This window comes from Bacillus sp. FSL R5-0560 (genome assembly GCF_037966305.1).
In the GTDB taxonomy this organism is placed as follows: domain Bacteria; phylum Bacillota; class Bacilli; order Bacillales; family Bacillaceae; genus Bacillus; species Bacillus mojavensis.
This window is the reverse complement of record NZ_CP150195.1, coordinates 177,501-201,854: the sequence shown is the minus strand read 5'-3', so window position 1 is coordinate 201,854 and position 24,354 is coordinate 177,501. Positions and strand designations below refer to the sequence as shown.

Sequence of the window (24,354 nt, the reverse complement as noted above, 5' to 3'; positions counted from 1 at the left end):
AAGGGGTTAAACATTTATTATTCCACAGTAACACTCTTCGCAAGGTTACGCGGCTTATCAACATCACAGCCGCGATGCAGTGCAGCATAGTAAGCGATCAGCTGCAATGGAACAACAGATACCAACGGAGCAAGCGCTGGGTTTACTTCCGGCAGTACGAATCTGTCATCCGCATCGTCTAGGCCTTTCAGTGAGATGATGCATGTGTTGGCTCCGCGAGCGGCAACTTCTTTGACGTTTCCGCGGATGCTTAGATTTACGTGCTCTTGTGTTGCCAGTGCGAATACTGGTGTACCTTGTTCGATCAAGGCAATCGTGCCGTGCTTCAGTTCTCCGCCGGCAAAGCCTTCTGCCTGGATGTAAGAAATCTCTTTCAGCTTCAGTGCGCCTTCGACACATACGAAGTAGTCGAGTCCGCGTCCGATGAAGAAAGCGTTTCTGGATACAGTCAGGTATTCACGAGCGATCATTTCCATTTCGTCTTTCTGGTCGCAAAGGGCTTCCATTGCGTTTGCTGCGATACCGAGTTCTTTGACAAGATCAAATCCGATATCGATGCCGTTTTTGTCAGCAGCTACAGATGCAAGAACCGCAAGAACTGCGATTTGTGCTGTGTATGCTTTTGTTGACGCAACAGCGATTTCAGGGCCTGCATGAAGCAGCAATGTGTAGTCAGCTTCACGGGAAAGCGTGGATCCCGGTACGTTTGTGATCGTCAGCGCTTTGTGTCCGAGTGCTTTGACTTGAACAAGAACCGCGCGGCTGTCAGCTGTTTCTCCGCTTTGAGAAAGGAAAATAAAGAGCGGTTTCTTAGACAGAAGCGGCATGTTGTAAGAGAATTCACTCGCTACATGCACTTCAACCGGCACGTTTGCCCACATTTCAATATATTGTTTACCAACAAGTCCTGCATGGTAGCTCGTTCCGCAGCCAATGATATAGATGCGGTCCGCTTCCGCTACAGCCTCAGCGATATCGCCAGGTACAGACAGTTTGCCGTTTTCATCTTGATACGTTTGGATGATTTTGCGCATGACAACTGGCTGCTCATCCGTTTCTTTCAACATGTAGTGAGGGTACGTGCCTTTTTCGATATCACTGGCATCCAGCTCAGCGATATAAGACGCACGTGAAATAACGTCGCCATCAAGGTTTTTGATGACAACTTGATCATCAGTGACGATAACCATTTCTTTATCCATCAGCTCTACATATTCGTTTGTGACTTGAAGCATTGCCATCGCATCAGACGCCACGACGTTGAATGTATCTCCAAGTCCAACTAATAGAGGGCTTTTGTTTTTCGCTACAAAAATCGTTTCTCTGTTGTCGTTATCGAATAAAGCAATTGCATAAGAGCCTTTTAACAGTGTAAGTGTTTTGCGGAACGCTTCTTCTGTATCAAGTCCTCCGTTGACAAATTGCTCGATTACTTGAACGACTACCTCTGTATCGGTGTCACTTTTGAGCTCTACATCTTGTAAAAAGTCCTGTTTTAGCTGAACATAGTTTTCGATCACGCCGTTATGAACAAGTGTAAAGCGGCCCAGTGCGCTTTGATGCGGGTGAGCGTTTAGATAGCTTGGTTCGCCGTGTGTTGCCCAGCGAGTATGGCCAATTCCTGCTTTGGCTCCAACATTGGCATCCACAACCTCACGAAGATCGGCAATGCGTCCTTTTTCTTTAAACACATGGATCCCCTGTTCGTTGGCAACTGCGATACCCGCAGAGTCATAGCCGCGGTACTCAAGCTTCTCTAACCCTTTCAGCAAAATTTCCTTCGCATCAAGCTGACCGATATAACCTACGATTCCACACATAATTTCTTCCTCCTAAGATTGTAAAAGGAGACGAAGAAAGTCATTTTTCAAGGGGACTTTCAATCGTCCCCTCCTACATGTTTTATGGAAGATCATGTGATTTCCCTTTGTGCAAGGAGTCGCCTCCTTGGTTTGAAGAAATCCTTACGGCTGTGATCTGTATACTCAGCCGGGAGGCATCCGCCGAAAAATCGATAACCTCCATCCTCGTCAACTAAGCCTTTTTTCGGGCGCTTAGTTCGGGCGCTATAATTATAAGTGAAACAAAATCCCGTCTTTCCTGCCTCGAGAAAACAAGAACAAGACAAGCTTGATTTTACAGCATGTGCCAAGAATGGTCAATTGTTTTTTAAACAACTTTGCCGCCTGTCTCACAATTATCATATGTGAGTCGCACTTGTCTTGTTCGCTCTCTGTTTAAAGATTTCGTTACTCTAATCCCATTTCTGACCGGACGACTTCAACAATGCGATTAACATATTCATCACACAGTTCTTTCGTCTTCGCTTCAGCCATGACACGAACGAGCGGTTCAGTGCCAGATGGGCGCACCAAAATCCGGCCGTCGCCGTTCATTTCTTTTTCAACCTCAGAAATAACAGCTTTTACTCTTTCATTTTCTTCGACTTTATATTTATCAGTTACTCTCACATTGACTAATAACTGCGGGAACTTCTGCATTTCAGCCGCAAGCTCTGAAAGCGGCTTGCCTGTCGCTTTTAAAGTATTCATCAGCATAATGGCAGACAATAATCCGTCCCCTGTTGTGTTGTAATCAAGGAAAATTAAGTGGCCGGACTGTTCTCCGCCGACATTGTAGCCGTCTTTTTTCATCGCCTCAACCACGTAGCGGTCACCCACAGCCGTCTGAACGCTTTTTATCCCTTCTTTTTCAAGCGCTTTATAGAAACCGAGGTTGCTCATGACAGTGGAAACAACCGTATCGTCCTTTAAGCGGCCCTCTGATTTCAGGTATTTTGAGCATATGTACATGATTTGGTCGCCGTCAACGATATTTCCTTTTTCGTCGACTGCGATCAGGCGGTCGCCGTCGCCGTCGAACGCAAGGCCGATATCAGCATTTTTCTCTTTTACAAACGCACTGAGCGCTTCAGGATGGGTCGATCCGACTCCGTCATTGATATTTAATCCGTTCGGAGAAGTTCCCATTGTCGACACATCGGCGTCTAAATCGGCAAACAAGTGTGTCGCCAGCGATGACGTCGCTCCGTGTGCGCAATCCAGCGCAACATGAATGCCTGTAAAATCTTCGTCAGCAGTCTGTTTTAAGAATTGCAGGTATTTTTGGCCGCCTTCAAAATAGTCGTTTACAAGTCCCAAATCGGCGCCAACTGGTCTTGGCAGCTTATCCTCCGGTTCATCCATCAGACGCTCAATTTCAGCCTCCTGTTCATCAGAAAGCTTAAATCCGTCTCCTCCAAAGAACTTGATTCCGTTATCCTGCACTGGATTATGAGAAGCAGAAATCATGACGCCAGCCTCTGCATCCATCGCTTTCGTTAAATAGGAAACACCAGGGGTAGAAATGACTCCCAGACGCATCACTTCTGCGCCAATTGATAAAAGTCCGGCGACAAGGGCTCCCTCCAGCATATGGCCGGAGATGCGTGTATCGCGGCCTATCAGCACTTTTGGACGTTGTTTATCTTTTGTCAGCACATACCCGCCGAAACGTCCGACTTTAAAGGCCAGCTCAGGCGTAAGCTCGCTGTTGGCAACACCTCTTACACCATCTGTTCCAAAATACTTGCCCATTTTATAATCGCTCCTTTTTTATTCTGATGAAGATTGTGAACCTGTATTTGATTCATCTTCATTCTGATCCTGATTTTGATCTTGGTTTTCGTCTTGTTTTTGATCATCACTGTTTTTATCGCTGTTCGTTGTATCTTCTCGCTGATTATTCTCTTTGTCATTCGTCTTGTCATCAGTGTCATCCTGGTTCCCTGACGTCGTATTGCTGTTATCTTTTGTTGTCGTATTCGTTTTTTTCGACGTAAGCTTGATTTTTGCGTTTTTCTGTCCCAAGGACCAGGTTACATTTTGAGGCCCGTTTACTTCAAGCTTCACACTGTGCTCTCCGTCATCTAAATCAGATACATTCACATATAATTCTATGTCTGATTTCTGCAGTTTTTTTATGTTGCCGGGAGAGCCTTTGGCCGTCACGTCTATCGTTTGTGACTTTGGATCCAGAAATTCTATATTCTGTGAGCTGCTCAGCCCTACAGTCTTAATAGGGACATTCTCAAATGTGTGATCCGCTTCGCTATCTACTTCTATATGCAACGTCACCTTTGACGGCGAGATTTTTTTGACGCCGTCAGGAAGCGGAATATCAGCCTCGATATCGGTATCCTTTTTGATTTTGCTTAAATCTAAGCTGACGCCGTCTATAAATTCAAGAGAATCCAAGACATCCTGCGAGCCGTAAACCGTCACCTCACTGGGGCTTGATTCGATATTCGCTATGCTGACCCCGTCAGGAAGGCTTCCTGTCCGCTCGATTTTAAAGGGCACTTTTTTACTCGGACTTGTCACCGGAACGGTAATTTTGATGACCGAGGGCTCCACATCGACAGGAAGCGCGTTCCCGTCTTTATCATAGACAGTCACTTTCGCTTCCTTTTCAATCGTTTCATCTGCATTTTCCAGGTTTACCGAAGCTTTCACAAGAGAAATATTATCAATCACGGCTTTAGAACCGGTAATCTGTACATTTTTAGGACTGACAATCGGCTGCTCCGGAGAATAGCCTTTTTTCATCTTGCTTTTGTTGTAGTACTCCACTTCAACAGGAAAGCTTTCTGACGTGCGTTCTTGAATGGTGACGGTCGTTACGGATGGGTTAATGGATATCGTCAGCCCATCCGACACGTTTTTGGCCTTAAGCTCGACCTTATGTGTGCCGGTTTTCAGCTTCTCCATATCCGCGTATATTTCAAAATTCTTTGTCTGTCTCGCCTTCTTCACGGCGCTTGTCGAGCCTTTTATCGTGACATTCACCGTTTGCGGAACGCCCGTTACGACATAATTTTCATCATCGTAATACGCTTTAACCGGTATATCAGTCAGTGTTGCTTCATCAGTTGTAGATGTCGGAAAAAATGATTCACCGGGTTTTTTCGGAGTTGGTGCTTGGTTGCTATTAACCGCTACATAAAGCAAGAGCGCGAAAAGCAGCGCAATGACTTTCACAGCCCAGCGGTTGTTTAAGAATTTATCCATTTTTCTTGCCCCTCCAATACCAGCGGTTAGAAGAAGTCTCTCTGGTGTTCTTCTTAAACTCTGCTTCAAGCATTTCTTTCAGCGCTTCTTCCGTCAGCTCTCTGTGAAGGTCGCCATTCCTCGCCACACTGACGCCGCCGGTCTCTTCAGACACAATAATCGTCAAACTGTCTGTAACTTCACTGATTCCGACAGCAGCCCTGTGCCGCGTTCCCAGTTCTTTTGAAATGAACGGGCTTTCAGAAAGCGGCAGATAACAGGCCGCAGCGGCAATTTCATTATTTTTCATAATGACCGCTCCGTCATGAAGCGGTGTATTCGGGATAAAAATATTGATCAAGAGCTCAGAGCTGACCTTTGCATTTAAAGGAATGCCCGTTTCAATATAATCCCCCATACCCGTATCCCGCTCAATGGTTAAAAGGGCGCCGATCCGGCGTTTCGCCATATAATTGATGGCTTTCGTTATAGCCTCAATTGTTTTCTGCTGCGCTTCCTCAACAGGCGTGCCGCTCCTCGAGAAGAAACGGCCCCGTCCAAGCTGTTCAAGCGCTCTTCTCAGCTCAGGCTGAAAGATAATAATAATTGCTAAAAATCCCCATGTTATCGCTTGGTCCATCAGCCACTGAAGCGTGCCGAGGCCCAAATATTGACTGGCCATACGGACAAGCACGATTACAACGATTCCTTTTAAGAGCTGAACCGCCTTCGTGCCGCGTATCACCATAATCAGTTTATATATCACATACCAAACAAGGAGAATATCAACGGCATTGCCGAGGTACTGCAAAAAAGGGATATCCTCAAAAGCCATTTCCTCGTCCTCCAAGAATTCAGTCATTTCGTATTTTGAAGTTTCATGTGTTACGCATATGTACTTTACATAGCGAGCCCATTATACCACATTTCGTTTTGGCAAGTGAAATATGCCAGCCGTTTGAGAACCTAAAAAAGAGTAAAGCGCACTACACGCTTTACTCTTCTCCGTTCGGGTCTAATGCATTGAATACACTTTTCCCCGCAGACTTCATTTTATACCATGTCCAGTCGAATAATTGATTAATCTCCTCTATTTGACCGGTGACTTGTCCAGCAGAGGCCATATACTTTTCTCCGTTTACAACGGTTACATCCCCATCTATTTTCCCTTTAATAATTAGCTTGCCGTTTTTGACGGTAACATCACCTTTGATCGTCTCACCTTCAGGCACGATCACAGTGTTGTTGTGCACGACCAGATTCGGCTGCTTCGACACGCTGAAGTTATGGTCATTGTGCCAGCTGTTTAACAACCCTCCGCCCATCAAAATGATGAATACCGCAGCAGCCGCGATAACCGGATGGGATCTGAACCATCTTTTCACAGAAGCTCTTTTCTTCTCCTTAGGCAATTTCGCCATGACGTTAGCGGTAAAATCGGCGGGGGCTTCGACATGCGATGTGCTCCGGACGAGCGCGATGGATTTTTCCATCTCATAAAAATGCTTTCTGCATTCCTCGCATGCCTCCAGGTGTTCTTTTAATACTTGTTCATCTTTCGGAAGGATATCTCCATCAAGATGCATATGCATAAGCTGCACAATTTGTTCAGGACAGCTCATTTCATCACCCCACTTAAAGATCCCTTAATTGTTTTCTAAGAGCCTCTCTGCCTCTGTGAATCCGTGTTTTTACCGTTCCCACAGGAATGTTCAGAATCTCGCCGATTTCAATTAATGAGAGTTCATCAATATACTTCAACACGATGACAGTTCTATATTTGTCAGGAAGCTTTAAAATTTTCTGCTGAATCGTGTGTGAAAGCTCCAGCGATACGACTGCATCTTCGGGCAAAACTCCATCTGCGGCGATTTGGGAATACATCGTCAAGCCTTCTGTACCCGCCACTTCTGCATCGAGGTAATAATCCGGCTTCTTTTTGCGAATGCGGTCAATGGTCAAGTTGGTCGCAATTCGATAAAGCCAAGTTGAAAATTTCCGGTTGATATCAAAACTGTCGATATTGACATACGCTCTGATGAAAGCCTCTTGTGCGATATCTTCCGCCTCATGCACATTGCCAAGCATACGGTAGCAAAGCTGATAAATTTTATCCTTGTAAATATCTACGATGTCCGCAAATGCATTTTGATCGCCTTTTTTGACTTGCTTAATTCTCTTTTTAATCATCATTTCCATATTTATCTAACCTCTGCCTTCACCGGTCTGTATGTATACGAGCTTCGTTTCTAAAGGTTTCAATTTTTTTATAAAATAAGTTTAACAAATTTTTGGCAGGGTGTAGATGGCAATTCGTGAATAAACTACCTTAACATATTTTTAAAATTATTACACAGACTGAACAGTTAGAAGTTGGAAGGATTTTTCAAAAAGAAAAAAGACACCTTTTGGTCAAAGGTGTCTGTGACTGGGCTAGCTGGATTCGAACCAACGCATGACGGAGTCAAAGTCCGTTGCCTTACCGCTTGGCTATAGCCCAATAATGGTGGAGGGGGGCAGATTCGAACTGCCGAACCCTGAGGGAGCGGATTTACAGTCCGCCGCGTTTAGCCACTTCGCTACCCCTCCATATTTTTAGGAAAAACAGTGCCGGCAAGAGGACTTGAACCCCCAACCTACTGATTACAAGTCAGTTGCTCTACCAATTGAGCTACACCGGCAAGATGGTGGAGGATGACGGGCTCGAACCGCCGACCCTCTGCTTGTAAGGCAGATGCTCTCCCAGCTGAGCTAATCCTCCAAATGGTGACCCGTACGGGATTCGAACCCGTGTTACCGCCGTGAAAGGGCGGTGTCTTAACCGCTTGACCAACGGGCCGTTTGTGTTCTCGTCGAGCTGACAAAAGTTATTATATACAGGTTCCCCCCCTTTTGTAAAGAGGAAATTTAAATTTTTTATTTTCAAACTTTTTAACCCCTTTTTTAACTGAAAAAGCCTCCCAACATTTATCATTTATCTTAAGATAGATATAGATCGAATCAAGAGAGGAGAAACCAATATGATACTAGTCAGCTCTTGCCTCGGGGGCATGGAATGCAGATACAACGGTTCGCATGCCGCATCAGAGAAAATTCGAAAACTGATTGAAGAAAAACAAGCAGTGATGGCTTGCCCTGAACTTCTCGGCGGCTTCTCCACTCCCCGGGAACCAGCAGAAATCATCGGAGGCACTGGTGAGGATGTTCTTAATGGATGCGCGAAAATCATAACGTCTTCAGGAGAAGATGTAACAGATTTATATATGAAGGGCGCTGCCCAAACATTGGCCTATGCAAAAACAATCAACGCCTCTGCCGTCATATTGAAAGAAAACAGCCCATCATGCGGTAGCAATTTCATCTATAATGGCTCATTTTCAGGCAAAAAAATCGCTGGAAACGGAGTAACCGCCGCCCTATTAAAACAAGCGGGATACCGTGTAATTTCTGAAAACCAGCTAGACGATATATTGTAAGGAGGCTCATCATGACGCAAGATATCTCTTTATCCTTCTATAAGCCTGAGCATTTACCTGAGCTTTACGCATTTACTTTACATAATGATGACAAACGCTTTACCGCTCTCCCTAAAGAGGTGCTGACTCAGGCCCTAAGCATACAGGAGCGCTATCCTGTTGTCATCTTAAAAGGTGATCTGCCAATAGGCTTTTTCATTCTACATACGTCAAAAGAAATCATTGCTCCCTATTCCAACAATCCATTTGCTTTATTGCTCAGTTCCTTATCATTAAACTCCGCTCACCACGGACAAGGCTATGCGAAAAAAGCCATGCTTCAGCTACCCTCCTTTGTTAACGGGTATTTCCCATGGTGCGATGAAATCATTTTAGCCGTCAATCACCTGAACACCCGTGCAAAGCAGCTTTATATGAAAACTGGATTTCTTGATAAAGGACGCCGAAAAATCGGGCCGCTCGGCGAACAGCTGATACTTCATTATTTTTTATAACCTCTTTTGAAATAAAGTTTCAAAAATTAAAAATGATAGTTGAAATATCATAACAGAAATGAATATACTGAATATTGAGATATATTTATTTTTTATACAGGGGGCATCCTCATGTCAGAACAAATGAATCTTCACAGCCTTACAACGGAATCACGCAATAGCCAAACAATGGAAATACACAAAGCGAATACCCTCGATATCTTAAAAATGATTAACAATGAAGATATCAAAGTCGCTGCCGCTGTTCAGCATGTCCTCCCCGATATCGAAGCAGCGGTCGAATGCGCGTATGAATCCTTTCAAAATGGCGGACGGCTCATTTACGCAGGTGCAGGCACTAGCGGCCGACTCGGTGTGATGGACGCAGTTGAATGTCCTCCGACCTACAGCGTCAGTCCTGATCAGGTAATCGGATTAATGGCCGGCGGTCCCAACGCATTTTTGCAGGCGGCTGAGGGGATTGAAGATCATGAAGAAGCAGGGGCCGGGGATTTACGATCCATCCATCTCACCTCAGCCGATACAGTGATTGCGATTGCAGCAAGCGGCCGTACGCCTTATGCAGCGGGTGCGCTGAAATACGCCCGCAAAATCGGAGCAAACACCATCTCCCTTACCTGTAACAGACACTCCACCATCAGCAAACACGCTGATCACAGCATTGAGGTCGTGGTCGGACCAGAAGTCATTACAGGCTCGACACGTATGAAAGCCGCAACCGCTCATAAAATGATTCTAAACATGATATCCACCGCTGTAATGGTCAAAATCGGCAAGGTCTACGAAAACTTGATGGTGGATGTCAATGTCAGCAACAAAAAATTAAAAGAACGCGCCATCAGCATCATCCAAAGCCTCACAGACGTTTCTTATGAGAAAGCGCAATACACACTTGAACAGGCGAATCTTCATGTCAAAACAGCAATCGTTATGCTCAAAACCAGCACAGATCAAGACAAAGCGAAGACATTGCTTGATGAAGCGAACGGTTTTATAGACAAAGCAATTGAAAACTACCATTCATGATAAGGAGAGACAGTAATGGCGACAGGCGGTTTAGCTATTATTCAATCGATGAAACACAAGCTGCCACAATCAGAGCGTAAACTTGCAGACTACATATTAGCCCATCCCCACAAAGCGATAGAAAGCACAGTCAGCGAAATCAGCGCCTTAGCTAATTCAAGTGACGCTGCCGTCATCAGGCTTTGCAAGTCACTGGGACTAAAAGGATTTCAGGATTTAAAAATGAGGGTAGCGGGTGATCTGGCAAAACCTGCTGTTCAAGGCTACCGGGACATCGCCCCTCATGAATCACTGCCTTCCATCTCTGAAAAAGCAGCCGGCAATGCCATTCAAGCAATTCAAGACACCTCAGATCTCGTGGATTATCAAGAGCTTGAGCGCGCTGTTTCTCTACTGCTTCAAGCGAACACTGTACATTTCATCGGCCTGGGCGCCTCGGGCATTGTCGCCAAGGACGCCCAGCAAAAATGGCTTCGAATTCATAAACAGGCGACTGCTTTCACGGACACTCATCTCGTGGCATCTTTAATCGCAAATGCAGATAAAAAAGACATTGTATTTGCCATTTCGTTTTCAGGTGAAACACAGGAAATCATCGAGCTGCTTTCGATGGCAAAGAAAAAAGGCGTCACAATCATCAGCCTCACACAATATAGTCAAACTTCCGTCTCCGTATTAGCCGACGTTTCATTATATACAGCCCATTCCAACGAGGCCCTGATTCGAAGCGCAGCGACTTCCTCTCGTCTCGCCCAGCTCTTTATGATTGATGTTTTGTTTTTAAGCATGGCGGCCGAGCAGTATGAAGAAACGGTCAGCTACATTGATAAAACGAGAGAAGCAATCAAATCTATGAGAAAGACATAAGGCATCTTGAAAGGGAGGGGTTTGTATGAGCAAAGAAAAACAATACAATATTCTGGCGGAAAAAATCCTTGAGCTATGCGGGGGGAAATCCAATATTTCTTCCTATACGCATTGCATGACCCGCTTGCGCATTACGCCTTACGATGTCAGCAAAACGGATAGTAAGGCGTTAAGAGAGCTTGATGGCGTCCTTGGAGTCGTCGAAGCTGAAACCCTGCAAATTATCCTCGGCACTGGTGTCGTTAATCATGTCACCGCCGCTTTTTCGAAGCTGGTATCATCAGAAGAAGATTTCAATCTAAAAGAAACCGCCGCCAAAAAGAAAACCGAGATCAATCGCAAAAACGCGACCCCGTTTAAGCTTTTTTTACGAAAAATAGCCAGCATCTTCATACCTCTCATTCCCGCACTCGTCGCTTCAGGCTTAATTACCGGGATTACCAAAGCGGTAACCCAAGCCGGCTGGCTCTCTGCAGAATCACAAACAGCAATTGTATTGACAGTCATCGGATCAGGCCTGTTCACTTATCTCGGTATTCTCGTCGGCATTAATGCGTCAAAAGAATTTGGCGGAACGCCCGCTCTCGGCGCTCTGGCAGGGATTCTGATCATTAACCCGGAAATCGCAAAGATCAGTTTATTCGGAGAACAGCTTCTTCCCGGCAGGGGAGGCCTCATAGGCGTTCTATTCGCAGCTATATTCATTGCTTACACCGAACAATTCGTCCGCCGCTTTATTCCTCAATCAATCGATATTATCGTAACGCCAACAGTTTCACTTTTGATCACTGGGATATTGACGTATGTCGTTTTCATGCCTTTAGGCGGTTTCATTTCAGATGTCATCACATCCGGTCTTCTGTCCATCTTAGACATCGGCGGAATCGCTGCAGGCTTTATTCTGGGCGCGACCTTCCTGCCTCTCGTTGTAACGGGGCTCCATCAAGGCCTGACGCCGGTGCACATGGAACTCATCAATTCCATCGGTGATGACCCGCTTCTCCCTATCCTTGCCATGGGAGGCGCGGGACAAGTGGGCGCAGCCTTCGCCATCTTCGTTAAAACAAAGAAAAAAACGCTGAGAAAAGCGATAACAGGGGGTCTTCCTTCAGGACTGCTCGGCATCGGTGAACCGCTTATATTCGGTGTAACGCTGCCGCTTGGCCGTCCGTTTTTGACAGCATGTTTAGGGGCGGGGATCGGCGGAGCTTTTCAAGCTTATTTTCAGGTAGCCACAGTTGCAATCGGTGTCTCTGGACTGCCGCTCTCCTTTCTGGTCCTGCCTTCACAAATCATCTTATATATCATCGGTCTCTTTATTTCCTATGCGTTCGGCTTTTTATTGACCTACGCTTTCGGATATAAAGATGAAATGGCTGCCCAGTTCGATTAAATGATGACAATTTAGGAATAGTAACGGCATAGAAACACGGAAAGGAGCAAGCTTGTGAGAACGAAGACATTAGCATTACTCAGCGCTATTTTAACCGTGTCCATTCTGATGCCGAACGAAGCCTTCGCACACACCGCCCTTCATCAAGCAGACAACCAGGTTAAGCCGAAAACAATAAATCCAGAAACTGCACAGTTTTCGTCGAAGAAACTAAGGAAGGTTGATCAGATGATTGAACGGGACATTGCAGCAGGATTCCCCGGCGCCGTTCTAGTCGTCGTGAAGGACGGCCGTATGATCAAAAAAGAAGCGTACGGCTACAGTAAAAAATACGACGGGGCTGAACTCTTGCGCCGTCCGGCAAAAATGAAAACCCGCACGATGTTTGACTTGGCATCAAATACAAAAATGTATGCGACCAATTTTGCTTTACAGCGCTTAGTCAGCCAAGGCAAACTCGACGTTTATAAAAAGGTATCCGCTTATTTACCTGATTTCAAGGATCAGCCTACAGATCGCATCAAAGGAAAAGATAACACTCGTGTCATTGATGTCCTGCAGCACCAATCTGGGCTGCCATCTAGTTTCTACTTTTATAACCCAGAAAAAGCCGGCATGTATTATTCGCAGGAGCGGGAGAAAACCATTGAATACTTGATGAAAATCCCGCTGGATTATGAAACAGGAACAAAACACGTATACAGTGACATTGGATACATGCTTCTCGGCTGTATTGTCGAAAAACTCACCGGCAAACCGCTTGATGTCTATACGGAACAAGAGCTCTACAAACCGCTGGGGCTGAAGCATACGTTGTACAATCCGTTGCAAAAGGGCTTTACAGCAAAACAGTTTGCAGCCACTGAACGTATGGGCAATACACGAGACGGTGTTATCCATTTTCCTCATATCCGCACAGACACGCTGCAAGGAGAAGTACATGACGAAAAAGCATTCTATTCGATGGAAGGCGTTTCAGGCCACGCCGGACTGTTTTCAAACGCTGATGATATGGCGATTCTGCTTCAAGTCATGTTAAACAAAGGAACGTACCGTAACGTTTCATTATTCAATCAGAAAACAGCTGACCTATTTACGGCGCCATCACCAACAGATCCGACATTCGGCCTTGGATGGCGGCGAAACGGAAGTAAAAGCATGGAATGGATGTTTGGCCCTTATGCAAGCAAAAATGCGTACGGACATACTGGCTGGACAGGAACGGTTACCATCATTGATCCGGCATACAATTTAGGCATTGCTTTGTTAACAAATAAAAAGCATTCACCAGTCGCTGATCCAGCGGAAAATCCTAACGTGTTTGAGGGTGATCAATTTTCAACAGGCAGGTACGGAAGCGTCATCACCGCGATTTATGAAGCAATGAAATAATTGACGATAGGAGGAAGTTGTTATGAAACCTGTCATTTCGCTGATCCTTTCCACCGTCCTTTTTCTTTCATGTGTTCTCGGCGTCAATCAGACAGCTAAAGCGAAACCCCGCGGCTCAGCTGACGCCAAACAGATCGTTGATCATATGACGTTAGATGAAAAACTTGGCCAGATGCTGATGCCGGATTTCAGAAACTGGCAAAAGGAAGGTGAGACTTCTCCGAAAGCCTTCACAGAAATGAATGAGGAAGTCGCTGGCCTCATCAAGAAATATCAATTCGGCGGCGTCATACTATTTGCAGAAAATGTAAAAACAACTGAGCAAACGGTACGGCTGACAGACGCATATCAAAAGGCCGGCCCTAAGATTCCGCTCTTACTCAGCATTGATCAAGAAGGCGGGATCGTGACGAGATTAGGGGAGGGCACTCATTTCCCAGGCAATATGGCGCTTGGCGCAACAAGAAGCAGAATCAATGCATATCAGACCGGCAGCATGATTGGAAAAGAGCTTTCTGTCTTAGGCATCAATACAGATTTCAGCCCAGTCTTAGATATTAATAATAACCCTGATAATCCTGTGATCGGTGTAAGATCATTCAGTTCTGATCGTGAACTGACAGCACGACTCGGTCTATATTCTATGAAAGGGTTGCAACGGCAACATATCGCCTCTGCTCTTAAGCATTTCCCGGGACATGGCGACACTGACGTTGACAGCCATTATGGACTGCCGCTCGTTTCTCATAGCCAGGAACGGCTTCGTGAGGTTGAACTCTATCCTTTTCAAAAAGCGATTGATGCAGGAGCAGACATGGTGATGACAGCTCATGTTCAATTTCCAGCCTTTGACGATACCACATATAAAAGCAAGCTTGACGAATCAGATATTATGGTTCCCGCTACACTTTCAAAGAAAGTAATGACCGGGCTGCTTCGGGAGGAAATGGGGTTTGGCGGTGTAATCGTCACTGATGCTCTCAATATGAAAGCCATAGCAGATCATTTCGGCCAGGAAGAGGCGGTCGTCATGGCCATAAAGGCCGGTGTTGATATTGCGTTAATGCCTGCCTCAGTTACATCTCTGAAAAATGAACATAAATTTGCAAGCATAATTGGCTCCTTAAAAGAAGCTGTCGAGAAAGGAGACATTCCCTTACAGCAAATCAACAAATCGGTGGAAAGAATCATTTCCCTGAAAATAAAACGCGGTATTTACCCCGCTCAAAATGACAGCAGTATAGATAAAAAGGTGAAGAAAGCGCTCAAAACAGTGGGAAGCAAACACCATACGAAGACAGAGCAAAAAATCGCTGAAAAGGCAGTGACAGTATTAAAAAATGATCAGCATACCTTGCCGTTCAAACCCAAAAAAGGCAGCCGAATCTTAATTGCCGCACCTTACGAGGAACAATCAGCATCCATTGAAAAAACCATTCACGATTTAATGCAGCGAAAAAAAATCAATTCTGTTTCTCTTACCAAAATCAACTTTGCAGAAAAGGTATTTAATGCTGAGTATGAAAAACAAGTAAAAGAAGCTGATTATATCATTACAGGCTCTTACGTTGTAAAAAATGACCCTGTCGTCAACGACGGTGTCATCGACGACACGGTAACAGATTCAAGCAAATGGGCCACCGCTTTTCCGAGAGCTGTCATGAATGCTGCACTGCAGCACAAAAAGCAATTTGTCTTAATGAGTCTGCGGAATCCATATGATGCCGCCAATTTCGAAGAAGCCAGAGCCTTGATTGCCGTCTATGGTTTTAAAGGATATGCAAACGGCCGTTATCTTCAGCCGAATATTCCGGCCGGGGTTAAAGCGATCTTCGGACAATCAAAGCCAAAGGGTACGCTGCCAGTCGACATTCCATCCGTCACAAAACCAGGAGACATCCTTTATCCATATGGCTATGGAGTAAACATCAAAACGGGAAAACCGCTTTAATAAGGAGGAACATATGAAAAAAACGGTATTGGTTCTTCTCGTAGGGCTTATGATGTTCGGAACAATGACGGCTGCCACTGCTACACCTGAATCGGCAAAACAAACAGCAAAAAAACCTAAAGTCCAGACCGGCATTGATATCCTCTTATCCCAACACAAAAAGCAGCTAAAGGGAAAAAGAGTCGGACTGATTACCAACCCAACAGGTGTGAGTGCTTCCCTTAAAAGCAGCGTAGATATTCTTTACGAAGACCCCGATATTCAGCTGACAGCTTTATTCGGGCCTGAGCACGGCGTTCGCGGCGACGCTCAGGCAGGAGACGAAGTAGGCTCTTACATTGACGAAAAAACCGGGGTTCCCGTATACAGCCTTTACGGAAAAACGAAAAAACCCACTCCTGATATGCTGAAACATGTCGATGTTCTTATATTTGACATCCAGGACGTCGGGACTCGTTACTATACGTACATTTATACAATGGCCTATGCAATGGAAGCCGCGAAAGAAAACGGAATTCCTTTTATCGTGCTGGACCGTCCGAACCCCCAAGGCGGAAAAAAGGTTGAAGGACCAGTGCTGGAGCCCGAGTACGCATCCTTTGTCGGACTCTATCCCATTCCATTAAAGCACGGGATGACCATTGGAGAATTGGCTTTACTATTCAACAAGGAATTTAATATTGGTGCTGATGTGTCAGTCGTGAAAATGAAGCACTGGAAACGCTCTATGGACTTTGATGAAACCAGGCTACCATTCGTTCTCCCTTCACCTAACATGCCAACCGCAGAAAGCACATTTGTGTACCCTGCAACAGGGTTAATTGAAGGAACAAATGTATCTGAAGGGCGGGGAACGACTAAACCATTCGAGTTGATCGGAGCTCCCTTTATCAAAAGCACTGAGCTTGCAGAAAAAATGAACAGTCTTGATCTGCCTGGCGTTACATTCAGAGCTGCCTCCTTTACTCCGACGTTCTCTAAACATCAAGGAACACTTTGCCACGGCGTACAGCTCTTTATTACGGACAGAGAGAAATTTGAAGCTGTTAAAACAGGACTGTCGCTTATTAAAATGATACATGACCTCTATCCTGATGAGTTTAAGTTCCTAGCGTCTGGCTCATTTGATAAATTGGTTGGCAACGGCTGGGTTCGAACGAAAATCGTGAACGGTGCTTCAATTGATGAAATCATTGACACCTATCAAAAACAGCTGAAGCAATTCAATAAAACAAGAAAACAATATCTCATTTATTAAGACGTAAGAAGGGTATGTTACACGTGTAACATTCTCTTACCCAACAAAAGCTTGATCATTTTCCCTTGCCCGCTCTTGCGGCAAGGGTTTTTATATACAAAAACAACACGCTTTATATAGGAAAACTTTCATTTATTTGGTACAATCTTATTGAAAATGATTATCAATTAAGTGAGCGTTTCTGAAAAGGTGGTCTTCTCCTTGCAAAACTCAATGATGATTTATCATCCTGTACAAATTGAATATATGAAGAAAACGAGTGATCTCTTCTCAGAACAGCAGTTGGTTGACTCATTCGTGCTGATCTTTCATTTAAAAGGAGATGGACATATTTCTATCGGAACGAGAACCGTGCCTCTCCAAAAAAAGACACTGTATGTTTGTCCGCCTCATGAAACATTCGGTATTACACCAGCAGAAGAGAGAAATATAGATGTTTGTCTGATCAGGCTTCACTGCTATACAGCGGAAACCCAGCAAGATCTCTTAAAACCATGCACTGAAACTGATTTATCCACTCTAAACCTTGTGAATGTTTCACATATCGAAAACCTTTCAGCCCGGCTTCAAGAACTTGCTGAAATATGGACAGATTCATCACAGCTTTCTCAATTGAAATGTGTGATTGAGGTTCAGAGCCTGATTTATGACCTCTTCACAGCCAATGTCTCTGATCAAAGCGATACACAGACAGCGCTCGAAAAAACAAAACAATACATCGAAACTCATGCCGATAGAAAAATTACACTAGGCCAGCTCTCACAAATGGCGGGAATCAGCCCCAAGCATTACAGTGAAACCTTTAAAAAGTGGACAGGTCAGAGCGTAACAGAATTTATCACAAAAACGCGAATCACTCGAGCGAAGCGCCTCATGGCAAGATCCAACTGTAAACTGAAGGAAATCGCCCATCAAACCGGCTATCAAGATGAATTTTACTTCAGCAGAATCTTTAAAAAACACACAGGCTGTTCTCCAACAAGCTATATGAAAAAACGCCGGAAAAAAATAGCAGCCTATGGAAAGGGAACAATGGGGCAGCTCATTCCTCTCCATCATATACCGTTTGCAGCCGCACTCCATCCAAAGTGGACGGCTTACTATTATCAGCATTACTCAGCAGATATTCCAGTTCAGCTCAACGCATACCGGTTTAATGAAAAATGGGAGGAAAACCTGCGTACCTTGTCCCAAGCTAAACCCGATATCATTTTCAGCATGGATTCTGTCTCTTCAGAAGAACAAAAGCGCCTGAACAGCATTGCAGAAGTATGTTACCTTCCTTCAGAAGAAAACTGGAGAGCTCACTTTCTGCAAACCGCCTCGTTTTTAAATGAAGAATCGGAAGCTGAAAAGTGGCTCGCAGCCTATGACAAGCAGACAGCTACCGCTAAAAAGACATTGCTGCACGCTCAAGAGTTTCGCTTTCTCTTCCTTCGTCTGCACAAGCAGAGCTTTTATATGGCACATAATCGCAGCGTCCGCGAAGTCTTCTTTGAAGATTTAGGGTTCCAATCGGCTGAATCGGCTGACACGCCTTCAGAACAAGCGATTTCATTAGAAGACATCACAAATTGCCAAGCTGACTGTATCATGCTCTTTCTTTTTAAAGAGCCGGAAACCATTGCCTATTATCAGCAATTAAAACAGTCAGAAATATGGCAAAACCTAAGCGCAGTGCGGAACGGACGTGTGTATCACCTCTCTTCAGACCCATGGAATGAATACTCGGCTTGCGGGCACGAGCGGATTGTGCAGCAAACCATATCTATGCTATCCGGCGATAGTCCATGATAAATATGGAATTTGTCCATGGTGTTATGTCTGTTCATTCTCTATAATTCCAATTGATAATAGTTATCAATTGAACAGGAGGCACTATAGATGAAAAAGCTATCTCTTACCTTATTAATCTTGCTGCTCGCCCTGACGGCGGCAGCTTGCGGCAGCAAGGAAGAATCCTCTGCCAGCAAAGCGAGCGGCACAAAGTCCGAGAAAAAGAAAATTGAGTATTTGGATAAAACGTACGAAGTAAACGTACCAACAGATAAGATTGCCATTACGGGTAGCGTTGAATCCATGGAAGACGCTAAACTGCTTGACGTTCATCCGCAGGGTGCAATCTCATTTTCAGGAAAATTCCCTGAAATGTTTAAGGACATCGCTGATAAAGCAACACCGACAGGGGAAAAAATGGAACCAAACATTGAAAAAATTCTTGAGATGAAGCCAGATGTGATCTTGGCATCTACAAAGTTCCCTGAAAAAACCCTGCAAAAAATAAGCACGGCCGGCACGACCATTCCGGTTTCTCACATCTCATCAAACTGGAAGGAAAACATGATGCTGCTTGCCCAGCTGACCGGAAAAGAGAAAAAAGCCAAAAAAATCATTGCCGACTATGAACAGGATCTAAAAGAAACAAAAACGAAAATCGATAAACAAGCAAAGGATTCAAAAGCGCTTGTCATCAGAATCAGACAAGGAAATATTTACATTTATCCTGAACAAGTGTACTTCAACTCAACTCTTTATGGTGACTTAGGCCTTAAAGCGCCGAATGAAGTCAAAGCCGCAAAAGCGCAAGAGCTGATTTCGTTAGAAAAACTCAGTGAAATGAACCCTGACCACATTTTCGTCCAATTTTCTGATGATGAAAATGCGGATAAACCTGATGCATTAAAAGATTTAGAAAAAAATCCAATCTGGAAAAGCCTCACAGCAGTCAAAGAAGATCATGTGTACGTCAATTCAGTTGATCCTCTCGCACAAGGCGGTACGGCTTGGAGCAAAGTCCGCTTCCTGAAAGCGGCATCTGAAAAATTAACACAAGACTAAATTAGAGTAGGTTTTTGTATGTATTCAAAACAGTGGACACGTATCATTTTGATTACTTCTCCATTTGCTATTGCATTATCATTGCTGCTTTCCGTCCTCTATGGCGCAAAGCAGCTTAATGCTGATATTGTCTTTGCATCACTTTTTCATTTTGATCCGGGAAACACAGACCATCAAATCATATGGCACTCCCGGATTCCAAGGGCTGCCGGCGCTCTGCTCATTGGGGCAGCCCTTGCTGTATCTGGAGCGCTCATGCAAGGCATCACACGCAATTATTTGGCATCGCCCTCAATTATGGGTGTTTCAGATGGTTCCGCCTTTATCATCACGCTTTGTATGGTTCTGCTTCCGCAATCATCTTCGCTTGAAATGATCATTTACTCTTTTATCGGCTCCGCATTTGGAGCTGCATTGGTATTCGGTCTGGCAACAATGCTGCCTAACGGGTTTACGCCTGTACAGCTAGCCATCATTGGCACTGTCACAAGCATGCTGCTAAATAGTTTAGCAGCTGCCATATCGATCTATTTTCAAATTTCACAGGATTTGAGTTTCTGGTACAGCGCCAGACTTCATCAAATGAGCCCCGACTTTCTGAAGCTTGCCGTTCCATTTTTTCTTGCTGGTATCGTCATAGCTGTCTCTCTCAGCAAAAAGGTGACCGCTGTTTCACTAGGCGACGATATTTCTAAGAGTTTGGGCCAAAAGAAAAAAACGATCAAAATCATGGCAATGCTCTCTGTCATCATTTTAACCGGAAGTGCCGTAGCGCTTGCCGGAAAAATTGCGTTTGTCGGTTTAGTCGTTCCGCATATCACAAGATTTCTCGTCGGCTCGGATTATAACAGACTGATTCCTTGTTCCTGCATCTTGGGCGGAATCTTTTTAACGCTGTGCGATCTCGCCAGCAGATTTATCAATTACCCATTTGAAACACCGATTGAGGTTGTGACTTCTATTATCGGCGTTCCTTTCTTCCTTTATTTGATCAAACGAAAAGGAGGAGAGCAAAATGGCTAAAAAATATGCAGTGTTAATCATATTGATTCTCCTTGTCAGCTATTTCAGCATGACCAGCGGATCATTTTCTGTTCGTCCGACAGAGCTGCTCTCCACTCTCTTTCAGATCAATCCCAATCCGCAGTATGAAGTTTTGCTGTTTGACTTAAGACTTCCGCGGATTGTCATGGCAGCCATTATCGGACTCGGACTTGGCATAGCAGGAGCTGTCATTCAGGCCATCACACGAAACGGCCTTGCAGACCCGGGAATATTGGGAATTAATGCCGGAGCAGGGGCAGGCATTGTGGCGTTTATGCTGTTGTTCCAAGGCCAGAAGGAAGTAACCTCAATCGTCGCGGCGATGGGAATGCCGTTTTTCGGCCTGATCGGCGGACTGGCTGCTGCAGTCATGATTTACATATTCGCTTGGAACAGAGGCAATTTAGATTCAGGCAGAATTATTCTGGTAGGAATCGCGATTAATTCGGGCTTCAGCGCCTTGTCTTTGTTTTTATCCTTAAAAATGGACCCGCAAGATTATGAAATGGCCATGGTATGGAAAAACGGAAGCATCTGGTCGGCAAACTGGACATATATCACAGCTGTTCTTCCGTGGATGCTGCTGTTTATTCCTATTCTTTTGGCCAAGTCTCGTTTGCTTGATACCATCCGCTTTGACGAAGACACGGTCAGAAGCCTTGGCATATCATCAAATAAAGAAAAAACCATTCTGCTCGTCGCCTGTGTCGCCATCATCAGCGCCTGTGTCTCTGTGGCGGGAAGCATGGCATTTGTCGGCTTAATCGCGCCCCATATTTCCCGGAGATTGGCCGGTATCGAACACCGCTATATTTTGCCTTTGAGCGGCTTGATCGGCATGCTGCTTGTATTGAGCGCGGATTTTGCCGGGAAACTGTTTTTCCAGCCCGCAGAAGTGCCAGCCGGCATTATTTTGGCGATACTCGGTGTTCCGTATTTCTTATACCTGCTTTTCAAGCAAAAAAAGGGGGAGAACGTTTGAACGGATCTTTATCAGAGCATAAGGCGGGCGACAGGATGTTCAAGCTGTATCTCCCTCCTTCCTACAGTACGGACAGCAGGGCATTTCCTTCTGTTTATGTACAGGATGGCGGTTCTTTGTTTCAAGATCAACTAGAACTGATAGAAAGCAGGTTCCATCAAAACAGGGTGCCTGAGCTCGTGCTGATCGGTATAGAGCCTAAAAACCGAATTGACGAGTACACTCCTTGGCCCGCCGCATTACTCAGTGATCAGTTTCCAGACTTCGGCGGTAAGGGGACTGACTATCTTTCTGAAATAACAAACCGGCTCATTCCGTTTGTGGAAGAAAAATGGAATGTCTCCAAAAGAGCACAATCCAGAGGTATGATCGGCGCCTCATTAGGCGGCCTCATCTCGATGTTCGCCTTTCTGAGACATCCATCATTATTTGGAAATATAGGATCTCTTTCAAGTTCATACTGGTACGAGAACGCAGCAGAAACCATAGATACTGCCGCTGTAAGGCCCGGTTCAACGCGTATTTATATGTCTATCGGCAGTGAAGAAGGCGCTGGAAAACAATCGATTCAGCAGACGATGCTGCAAAAAACAAAATATGTATACGAGAGCCTAAAAGAAAAAGGCTTCACTCAAGATCAGCTGTGTCTCGTCATTGAGAAAGGGGCGGTGCACCACCGCAAGTATTTCTGTAAACAATTTATCAATGCCCTTGAATGGCTATACGGAAAAAACCGCTCTATCATATGAGCGGTTTTTTTCATGCCTTCTGCAAGACGGGTTTTAATTCAAAACGGTTCAGCATATAGCCGAACAAAGCAGCCAGGATTTGCTGAAACAGCATGCCAATCACAACCGGAACGGCTACCTGAGACGGAAAGAAGGTGACGGCAAGAACAGCGCCGGCACTGATATTCCTCATACCTCCCGTAAAAATAAGAGAGACAATTTCCTCCTGTTGCCTTTTCATCATTTTACCGATAAGCCACGCAGCAGCATACCCGGTCAACGCGATACAAAAAACGGTGACAGCAATCCCTAAAAATCTTAAGTCAATCGCTTTGAAATAAGGTGCTATCGCAGAGCTGTTAATCGCAATCACCGCCATCAGGCACAGCTTTGAAAAGGGTGACAGTGTGCTGCTCAACGCCGCGGTTCTATCTGGAGATGACATCTGATTAAACAGCATGCCCAGGAATGAAGGAATCACCACCATCACAATCAGACCCTTCATCATTCCCCAGACATCCATGTGAACCTGGGCACCGGCCAGCACAGAAAGACTCAGCGGAACGATTAACGGCGACAGCACGGTATCAATCAATATGATAGAAAGCGTCAAACCAACATTCCCTTTGTACATTGCAGCCCAAATCAAGCTCGTAATCCCTGTAGGAATGACAACAGCTAATGTCAAACCGGTGATCGTTAATGGATCGCCTTGAAATATGAGATGTCCGCTGCCCCAGGCGAAAAGCGGCATAAAAATATGAAGAACAAATAATGCAAGAATCATAGGAAGAGGGTGCGCCAAGGCGTGTCTCAAAGATTGAAAGTTCGCGCTCAAGCTGCCCGCAAACGTAATAAACGCAAATATCCAAGGCACCGCGCTTTCATATCCATTTAAAAACTGAGACAGCAGGACGCCAAGCACAACACTAGTCGGTGTCAAAAGCGGCATGACTTTCCCCAATACACGGTTCAGCTTCTGAAGCATCATATACAAGTCCCCTATTAAAAATTTCTTTCTCTCTATTATATCAATGCAGTTCAACCATATGTTATATAAAAAAGCCCAGATCTCATCAATCTGGACTTTCACACTTTTATGCCATCTGTTTCATAAGGGCTTTACTTGCATTGTTCAGCCCTTTTAACTCAGCTTCAATTCCTTGCTCTTTAAACTTTGCGACAATCTTATCAAGCGCAGCCGCTCCTGAATCATCCCATACGTGAGCATCGGTCAAGTCAATGACAACTCGTTCGATATCCTCATCAAAGATAAACGCATTTGTAAGATCAGTCACTGACGCAAAAAAGATCTGTCCCTTGACTTGATACGTTCTCAGCTTTTGATCCTCTGCATGAGAAACGATTTTCAGCTTCGAGATTTTGGCTACAAAGAAAACGGCACTTAACAGAACACCGACGAATACGCCTTTCGATAAGTCATCCGTCACGACAACCGTAATCACCGTCACAACCATTACAATTGAATCTGTGATCGGCGCTTTTTTCAAGCCTTTTAAAGAAGACCAATCAAATGTGCCGACAGACACCATAACCATAACAGCCACTAACGCAGCCATCGGAATTTTTACAACAACTTGACTCAAAACGGCAATTAAAAACATAAGAAAAGCACCGGCAATAAAGGCTGATAACCGCCCACGGCCGCCCGCTTTTGTATTAATAACAGATTGTCCGATCATAGCGCAGCCCGCCATACCGCCAAAAAATCCAGTGACGATATTTGCGATTCCCTGTCCGCGGCTCTCTTTATTTTTATCACTGTCTGTATCCGTCATTTCATCAATAATCTGTGCAGTCAGCAAAGACTCAAGCAAACCGACAAACGCCAAAGCA

Annotated in this window: 21 protein-coding genes and 5 tRNA genes (1 of these 26 cut by a window edge); 13 read left to right on the top strand and 13 right to left on the bottom strand. The window is 44.9% G+C overall.

Annotated features, from left to right (window positions below; genetic code table 11):
- Positions 1-17: 17 nt before the first annotated feature.
- The 11 genes from glmS to NST56_RS01095 all read right to left on the bottom strand — a co-directional run bounded on the left by glmS (position 18) and on the right by NST56_RS01095 (position 7,887).
- Positions 18-1,820, bottom strand: coding sequence for a glutamine--fructose-6-phosphate transaminase (isomerizing) (glmS, locus tag NST56_RS01145; protein ID WP_010332818.1), 1,803 nt, complete (start codon positions 1,818-1,820; stop codon positions 18-20).
- Positions 1,821-2,249: 429 nt separating this feature from the next.
- Positions 2,250-3,596, bottom strand: coding sequence for a phosphoglucosamine mutase (gene glmM, locus NST56_RS01140; protein WP_268444118.1), 1,347 nt, complete (start codon positions 3,594-3,596; stop codon positions 2,250-2,252).
- Positions 3,597-3,614: 18 nt separating this feature from the next.
- Positions 3,615-5,069: a YbbR-like domain-containing protein gene (locus NST56_RS01135; RefSeq protein ID WP_339179363.1), complete on the bottom strand. Its 1,455-nt coding sequence runs from the start codon at positions 5,067-5,069 to the stop codon at positions 3,615-3,617.
- Positions 5,062-5,883 carry a diadenylate cyclase CdaA gene (gene cdaA / locus NST56_RS01130; protein ID WP_010332815.1) on the bottom strand — a complete coding sequence of 274 codons (822 nt, stop codon included), beginning with the start codon at positions 5,881-5,883 and terminating at the stop codon, positions 5,062-5,064. Before cdaA ends, NST56_RS01135 begins: the two co-directional genes overlap by 8 nt.
- A gap of 160 nt (positions 5,884-6,043) precedes the next feature.
- Positions 6,044-6,670 (bottom strand): anti-sigma-W factor RsiW, encoded by a 627-nt coding sequence (rsiW, locus tag NST56_RS01125; RefSeq protein WP_010332814.1) that lies wholly within the window; start codon positions 6,668-6,670, stop codon positions 6,044-6,046.
- 13 nt (positions 6,671-6,683) lie between these two features.
- Positions 6,684-7,247, bottom strand: a complete 564-nt coding sequence (gene sigW / locus NST56_RS01120) for an RNA polymerase sigma factor SigW (RefSeq protein ID WP_010332813.1) — start codon at positions 7,245-7,247, stop codon at positions 6,684-6,686.
- A gap of 229 nt (positions 7,248-7,476) precedes the next feature.
- A tRNA-Gln gene (locus NST56_RS01115) sits at positions 7,477-7,548 on the bottom strand.
- 4 nt (positions 7,549-7,552) lie between these two features.
- Positions 7,553-7,637 (bottom strand) — tRNA-Tyr (locus NST56_RS01110).
- A gap of 19 nt (positions 7,638-7,656) precedes the next feature.
- Positions 7,657-7,729: transfer RNA gene (locus NST56_RS01105), tRNA-Thr, on the bottom strand.
- Between the two features lie 4 nt (positions 7,730-7,733).
- Positions 7,734-7,809, bottom strand: a tRNA-Val gene (locus NST56_RS01100).
- Positions 7,810-7,812: 3 nt separating this feature from the next.
- Positions 7,813-7,887 (bottom strand) — tRNA-Glu (locus tag NST56_RS01095).
- 181 nt (positions 7,888-8,068) lie between these two features.
- On the opposite strand from NST56_RS01095, the gene NST56_RS01090 reads away from it, so the two are divergent.
- The 13 genes from NST56_RS01090 (at position 8,069) to NST56_RS01030 (ending at position 22,518) form a co-directional block, all read left to right on the top strand.
- A complete protein-coding gene (locus NST56_RS01090; RefSeq protein ID WP_339179360.1) occupies positions 8,069-8,524 on the top strand; it encodes a DUF523 domain-containing protein in 456 nt (151 codons plus the stop codon).
- Positions 8,525-8,535: 11 nt separating this feature from the next.
- A complete protein-coding gene (locus tag NST56_RS01085) occupies positions 8,536-9,018 on the top strand; it encodes a GNAT family N-acetyltransferase (RefSeq protein WP_010332811.1) in 483 nt (160 codons plus the stop codon).
- 111 nt (positions 9,019-9,129) lie between these two features.
- Positions 9,130-10,044: an N-acetylmuramic acid 6-phosphate etherase gene (gene murQ, locus NST56_RS01080; protein WP_339179357.1), complete on the top strand. Its 915-nt coding sequence runs from the start codon at positions 9,130-9,132 to the stop codon at positions 10,042-10,044.
- Positions 10,045-10,059: 15 nt separating this feature from the next.
- Positions 10,060-10,911 carry a MurR/RpiR family transcriptional regulator gene (locus NST56_RS01075; RefSeq protein ID WP_168746798.1) on the top strand — a complete coding sequence of 284 codons (852 nt, stop codon included), beginning with the start codon at positions 10,060-10,062 and terminating at the stop codon, positions 10,909-10,911.
- A 25-nt stretch (positions 10,912-10,936) separates the two neighbouring features.
- Positions 10,937-12,304, top strand: a complete 1,368-nt coding sequence (locus NST56_RS01070) for a PTS transporter subunit EIIC (RefSeq protein WP_339179354.1) — start codon at positions 10,937-10,939, stop codon at positions 12,302-12,304.
- A 54-nt stretch (positions 12,305-12,358) separates the two neighbouring features.
- Positions 12,359-13,696, top strand: coding sequence for a penicillin binding protein PBP4B (gene pbp4b / locus NST56_RS01065; protein ID WP_339179352.1), 1,338 nt, complete (start codon positions 12,359-12,361; stop codon positions 13,694-13,696).
- A gap of 22 nt (positions 13,697-13,718) precedes the next feature.
- Entirely contained in the window at positions 13,719-15,647 is a 1,929-nt protein-coding gene (locus NST56_RS01060) for a glycoside hydrolase family 3 N-terminal domain-containing protein (RefSeq protein WP_339179351.1), read from the top strand.
- A gap of 13 nt (positions 15,648-15,660) precedes the next feature.
- Positions 15,661-16,905 carry an exo-beta-N-acetylmuramidase NamZ domain-containing protein gene (locus tag NST56_RS01055; RefSeq protein ID WP_339179350.1) on the top strand — a complete coding sequence of 415 codons (1,245 nt, stop codon included), beginning with the start codon at positions 15,661-15,663 and terminating at the stop codon, positions 16,903-16,905.
- A 201-nt stretch (positions 16,906-17,106) separates the two neighbouring features.
- A complete protein-coding gene (locus tag NST56_RS01050) occupies positions 17,107-18,699 on the top strand; it encodes an AraC family transcriptional regulator (protein ID WP_339179347.1) in 1,593 nt (530 codons plus the stop codon).
- Positions 18,700-18,789: 90 nt separating this feature from the next.
- Positions 18,790-19,743, top strand: coding sequence for an iron ABC transporter substrate-binding protein FeuA (feuA, locus tag NST56_RS01045; RefSeq protein WP_339179345.1), 954 nt, complete (start codon positions 18,790-18,792; stop codon positions 19,741-19,743).
- A gap of 18 nt (positions 19,744-19,761) precedes the next feature.
- Complete coding sequence (locus NST56_RS01040; protein WP_268451064.1) at positions 19,762-20,766, top strand: iron ABC transporter permease; 1,005 nt, start codon at positions 19,762-19,764, stop codon at positions 20,764-20,766.
- Positions 20,759-21,769 (top strand): iron ABC transporter permease FeuC, encoded by a 1,011-nt coding sequence (gene feuC / locus NST56_RS01035; protein WP_168746791.1) that lies wholly within the window; start codon positions 20,759-20,761, stop codon positions 21,767-21,769. The genes NST56_RS01040 and feuC overlap by 8 nt, the downstream gene beginning before the upstream one ends.
- On the top strand, positions 21,766-22,518 hold the full coding sequence (locus NST56_RS01030) for an alpha/beta hydrolase-fold protein (RefSeq protein ID WP_339179341.1): 753 nt from the start codon (positions 21,766-21,768) through the stop codon (positions 22,516-22,518). The genes feuC and NST56_RS01030 overlap by 4 nt, the downstream gene beginning before the upstream one ends.
- A 10-nt stretch (positions 22,519-22,528) precedes the next feature.
- Here the strand turns inward: NST56_RS01030 and NST56_RS01025 are convergent, their stop codons facing one another.
- Positions 22,529-23,449 (bottom strand): bile acid:sodium symporter family protein, encoded by a 921-nt coding sequence (locus tag NST56_RS01025; RefSeq protein WP_229149725.1) that lies wholly within the window; start codon positions 23,447-23,449, stop codon positions 22,529-22,531.
- Between the two features lie 145 nt (positions 23,450-23,594).
- On the bottom strand, positions 23,595-24,354 hold the 3' portion of the coding sequence (locus NST56_RS01020; RefSeq protein ID WP_339179339.1) for a SulP family inorganic anion transporter. 674 nt of this gene lie beyond the right edge of the window; the window shows 760 of its 1,434 coding nt (coding positions 675-1,434); its start codon lies beyond the right edge, outside the window; its stop codon occupies positions 23,595-23,597.

Coding starts and splice junctions, on each gene's coding strand:
- NST56_RS01085 (WP_010332811.1), top strand. CDS start 8,536: ATGACGCAAGATATCTCTTTATCCTTCTATAAGCCTGAGCATTTACCT.
- NST56_RS01070 (WP_339179354.1), top strand. CDS start 10,937: ATGAGCAAAGAAAAACAATACAATATTCTGGCGGAAAAAATCCTTGAG.
- NST56_RS01025 (WP_229149725.1), bottom strand. CDS start 23,449: ATGCCGCTTTTGACACCGACTAGTGTTGTGCTTGGCGTCCTGCTGTCT.
- cdaA (WP_010332815.1), bottom strand. CDS start 5,883: ATGGCTTTTGAGGATATCCCTTTTTTGCAGTACCTCGGCAATGCCGTT.
- NST56_RS01135 (WP_339179363.1), bottom strand. CDS start 5,069: ATGGATAAATTCTTAAACAACCGCTGGGCTGTGAAAGTCATTGCGCTG.
- NST56_RS01090 (WP_339179360.1), top strand. CDS start 8,069: ATGATACTAGTCAGCTCTTGCCTCGGGGGCATGGAATGCAGATACAAC.
- feuA (WP_339179345.1), top strand. CDS start 18,790: ATGAAAAAGCTATCTCTTACCTTATTAATCTTGCTGCTCGCCCTGACG.
- murQ (WP_339179357.1), top strand. CDS start 9,130: ATGTCAGAACAAATGAATCTTCACAGCCTTACAACGGAATCACGCAAT.
- glmM (WP_268444118.1), bottom strand. CDS start 3,596: ATGGGCAAGTATTTTGGAACAGATGGTGTAAGAGGTGTTGCCAACAGC.
- rsiW (WP_010332814.1), bottom strand. CDS start 6,670: ATGAGCTGTCCTGAACAAATTGTGCAGCTTATGCATATGCATCTTGAT.
- sigW (WP_010332813.1), bottom strand. CDS start 7,247: ATGGAAATGATGATTAAAAAGAGAATTAAGCAAGTCAAAAAAGGCGAT.
- NST56_RS01040 (WP_268451064.1), top strand. CDS start 19,762: ATGTATTCAAAACAGTGGACACGTATCATTTTGATTACTTCTCCATTT.
- NST56_RS01075 (WP_168746798.1), top strand. CDS start 10,060: ATGGCGACAGGCGGTTTAGCTATTATTCAATCGATGAAACACAAGCTG.
- NST56_RS01055 (WP_339179350.1), top strand. CDS start 15,661: ATGAAAAAAACGGTATTGGTTCTTCTCGTAGGGCTTATGATGTTCGGA.
- feuC (WP_168746791.1), top strand. CDS start 20,759: ATGGCTAAAAAATATGCAGTGTTAATCATATTGATTCTCCTTGTCAGC.
- glmS (WP_010332818.1), bottom strand. CDS start 1,820: ATGTGTGGAATCGTAGGTTATATCGGTCAGCTTGATGCGAAGGAAATT.
- NST56_RS01060 (WP_339179351.1), top strand. CDS start 13,719: ATGAAACCTGTCATTTCGCTGATCCTTTCCACCGTCCTTTTTCTTTCA.